Below are 203 nucleotides of genomic sequence, written 5' to 3' on the forward strand. Positions count from 1 at the left end.
TTCGACCGCACACCCCCGACTCCCTCGACGACGACGACTACCCCGCGTACACCATGGGCCGCGCCGCCGAGATGACCGGCACCACCCCAGGCTTCCTGCGCGCCCTCGGCGAGCAGGGTGTCATCACACCCCTGCGCTCCGAGGGCGGACACCGCCGCTTCTCCCGCTACCAACTACGACTCGCCATGCGCGCCCGCGACCTC

Annotated in this window: 1 protein-coding gene; it reads left to right on the forward strand. The window is 71.4% G+C overall.

Features of this window, described 5'->3' with window-relative positions:
• Window positions 1-203 (forward strand): MerR family transcriptional regulator (locus VR45_RS41915; RefSeq protein WP_045945246.1); only part of this gene is annotated, 203 nt, incomplete at both ends.

Source organism: Streptomyces sp. NRRL S-495 (genome assembly GCF_000966955.1).
Lineage (GTDB): Bacteria > Actinomycetota > Actinomycetes > Streptomycetales > Streptomycetaceae > Kitasatospora > Kitasatospora purpeofusca.